This is a genomic window from Pedobacter sp., assembly GCF_035566355.1.
Classification (GTDB): domain Bacteria; phylum Bacteroidota; class Bacteroidia; order Sphingobacteriales; family Sphingobacteriaceae; genus Pedobacter.
This window is the reverse complement of the sequence record NZ_DATMRL010000093.1, coordinates 1-3657: the sequence shown is the minus strand read 5'-3', so window position 1 is coordinate 3657 and position 3657 is coordinate 1. Positions and strand designations below refer to the sequence as shown.

The following is a 3657-nucleotide window of genomic DNA, read 5'->3' as shown; positions in this document are numbered from 1 at the left end:
ATTTGCCCTTAGTTTTCTAAGGGCAATTTCCCGAAGTTGCCGCACACGCTCCTTCCCAATACCTAAAGCCCTTGCTATATCCTGCAGCTGAACAGGTTCTGTATTGCCCAAACCAAAATTTAAGGTCAATATATATCTTTCTCTTGGAGACAGAATGGACATCATCCGCTCAATATAACCTTGTAAAGACTCCGCATCTATACTTTTATCCGGAGCGTACCTGTAATCTCTTAATACATCCAATAAAGAACTACCCATATCCGACGTAGCATCCATCGAAACCGGTAACCTTGCATTCACCAGATAATCCTCTACGCTTTCTTTCGCAATCCCCGATTCCTCAGCCAGTTCTTCAGCCGTAGGAAGCCGTTCCAGCTGTTGCTCCATACTTTGTATCACATTGTTCAACTTGGTAATATTACTCACCTGGTTGAGCGGAAGCCTGACCGTACGTGTCTGGTCACCCAAAGCCTGCAGAATGGTTTGTCTGATCCACCATACTGCAAAAGAAATGAACTTAAAACCCTTGGTTTCGTCAAACCGTTTTGCAGCTTTAATAAGTCCGAGGTTTCCTTCATTAATCAAATCCGTCAAAGCTATTCCCCTGTGCTGATATTGCTTCGCAACCGAAACCACAAACCTCAGATTAGAAACAATAAGCTTATAAAGGGCTTCCTGATCCCCTTCCCTTACCTTTTCTGCCAAAATGCATTCCTCATCAGCTGTTAAAAGTTCGAATCTCCCAATTTCGTTCAGGTATACATCTAAAGATTCAGATTCCCTTTTAGTGATACTCTGTGTAATTTTCAATTCCCGCATACTACATCTACTATTTTCATAATTATCTAAATATTTACTTAAATCAACATATCTGTATGTTATAGGCAAATATTAAAAGATATTTAAAAAGAGAAAGCGCCTCCCCCTCATTCCGGAAATAAACCTGAAATGCCCTTCTAAGCCAAAACTATATTCTCCATATATTCCAAAACACCTCATAATATTTAGCCCTGCAAATGTCATTTTACAAGGAACTGACTTCAGAAGCGCCTTTTTTTGCATTAAAAAAATTACTTTTGCATTTGATAAAAAGACAATGAGTAAAAGAGGCAGAATTTTAGTAGCCATGAGTGGCGGAGTGGACAGTTCAGTAGCGGCAGTGATGTTACACGAACAGGGATATGAGGTAATTGGCCTAACCATGAAGACGTGGGACTATGCCACTTCCGGAAGCAGCAGCAAGGAAACTGGATGTTGCAGCCTGGATAGCATCAACGATGCCCGTACACTCGCTGTAAATTACGGCTTCCCTCATTATATTCTCGATATCAGGGATGAATTTGGTGATTATGTCATTGACAACTTTGTTGATGAATATCTTGCCGGACGTACCCCAAACCCATGTGTACTTTGCAATACCCATATTAAATGGGAAGCCTTGTTAAAACGTGCAAATAAACTAGACTGTGAGTTCATTGCCACAGGACACTATGCCAATATCAGACAACAAGACAGCGGTAGATATGTGATTTCCAAAGGTCATGATGAAAACAAAGACCAGAGTTATGTACTTTGGGGCGTATCACAGGAAAACCTATCGAGAACACAGTTTCCATTAGGTTCCTTTGCCAAATCTGAGATCCGTCAAATGGCACTTGATATGGGACAGGAAGAACTTGCTAAAAAAAGCGAAAGCTACGAAATATGCTTTGTGCCAGATAACGACTACAGAGCCTTCTTAAAACATAAAGTAGAAGATCTGGAAGAGAAAGTGGCCGGCGGAAATTTCGTTCTGAGCAACGGTATGGTTGTAGGACAGCACAAAGGCTATCCATTCTATACCATAGGACAACGCAAAGGCTTAGGTATTGCCTTTGGTGAACCTATGTTTGTTACCCAGATCTTACCGGAAAGCAATACCGTAGTTTTAGGCCGTGCAGACGAGCTGGAAAGACGGGAAGCTATGGTACGCAATATCAACCTGGTTAAATACGCCAACATCAACGATCCAATGGATAACGTGATCACTAAAATCCGTTACAAGGATGCAGGAATGCTGAGCACTATTGTACAGGAAAATGATAAAATGAGGGTGGTATTTGACCATTCTGTATCCGCAATTGCTCCAGGTCAATCCGCAGTATTCTATGAAGGCAACGACCTTTTAGGTGGTGGTTTCCTTTGCTAATTAGGCCTTGCACCCAGCCATAATTCAAGTATACCACCTTTGCTAAAGTCATCATGAGAAAAAGAAAACTGATGATGATCTTTACTGTTTAACCTCATTTTTTGTATATAACAATTGGCTTTAGAATTATTGTAGGTTTTAATCACAAACTCTTTACCCGGATAATAATGTTTGTTGAGCTTAATCGTCACCTCATCAAACACCGGACTGGTAATATCATATTCCGGATCGATAGAACTCGTTCCGGTTAAACTAAACAAGCCCATAGAGGTTAATGCACTAACACCCCCCATTTGTCCCTGGTCCTCATCATGCCCGCCATATCCCTTATCAGGAGTAACACCGCCGTAAGCCTGTTCATTAACCCTACGAACCCAATATTGGGTTAAATCTGGCCTGCCTGCATAGTTGAATACATGCGCATTGGAACAACCCGGCTGGTTCGCATAACTTATATAGCCCGAACCATAGCCAAACACAAAATCCTGATCCTTGGCTTGTTCAAAAGCATAATTTAGCTTTTTACAAAGCGTATCATTGCCACCCATCAATTTAGCAAGCTCATGAATACCGTGTGAAACCGACCAGCTCGCCTGCCAGGAATTGGCTTCAACCCAACCCTCACCATCAAAAGGATTCCTGTGTAACCAGGTTCCCTCCTTTGTTTTCGGAAAAAGTAGTTTTTGTTCCGGATCAAAAAGTTTAATCCACCCCTTCGAACGATGGTTAAAATACTCGTAATCCTTCTTCTTGCCCAATTTCTTTGCCATTTGCCCTAAGGCCCAATCCTGAAAGGTAATTTCGGCGGTAATACCAGCATTCGATGGATAATACCCATTTTTTATATAAAATGCAATGGCATCATCTGCCCCTAATATCCCGATCATACCACCCGGTTCATGATTCCGTTTCATAATCTCATAGGCTATCAAGGCAGGTTTCTTTGTAAGAATCCCCTTTTGATAAGTAGAGGTAATCAAGCTCGTAGCAGGACACCCGGTCATGATATAAGAATATCCACCCGCACAAGGACCACGCGGAAGCAATTTTCCATTTTGAGCATACTGCACCAGTGAGGCAGCAAAATCATCCTGTACTTCTGGCCAGGCCAGTCCCCAAAGCACATTCAGATTCCACTGCGTTAACCAGAAAGCATCAGAATTGTACATATGAAATTTCGGTTTTCCATTTCCATCCTTCGGCAATGTCCTTATTTTAAACTTCGTATTAATGGTTGAACTTCCATGTCGTTCACCCTCAGTATTATCCGGATAATCTCCAGACACATCGTCAAGTTTATGCCGCCCCAGCAAAACATGCCATAGATCTGTGTAGAATTTTATTTTTTGATTCGCACTTCCACCTTTAACCATAACACGTCCCAGCATTTCATTCCACTCCTTTTGCGAAGTCGAACGAAGTTCATCAAAGTTCCAATGCCGAGCTTCCGAGTTTAAATTGAGCCTTGC

3 protein-coding genes are annotated in these 3657 nt (G+C 41.8%); 1 reads left to right on the top strand and 2 read right to left on the bottom strand.

Annotated features, from left to right (window positions below; all coding sequences use genetic code 11):
- On the bottom strand, positions 1–819 hold an 819-nt coding region (locus tag VNZ46_RS03660), incomplete at its 3' end, for an RNA polymerase sigma factor RpoD/SigA (protein WP_325558734.1).
- A gap of 277 nt (positions 820–1096) precedes the next feature.
- On the opposite strand from VNZ46_RS03660, the gene mnmA reads away from it, so the two are divergent.
- Entirely contained in the window at positions 1097–2188 is a 1092-nt protein-coding gene (gene mnmA, locus VNZ46_RS03655) for a tRNA 2-thiouridine(34) synthase MnmA (RefSeq protein WP_199079911.1), read from the top strand.
- Here mnmA and VNZ46_RS03650 read toward each other — a convergent pair.
- The coding region (locus tag VNZ46_RS03650; protein WP_325558733.1) for a glycoside hydrolase family 92 protein at positions 2185–3657 on the bottom strand (1473 nt) is incomplete at its 5' end. The genes mnmA and VNZ46_RS03650 overlap by 4 nt on opposite strands.

What these genes read in the sequence shown, in the direction of transcription:
- mnmA (WP_199079911.1), top strand. Translation starts at nt 1,097, where the DNA reads ATGAGTAAAAGAGGCAGAATTTTAGTAGCCATGAGTGGCGGAGTGGAC.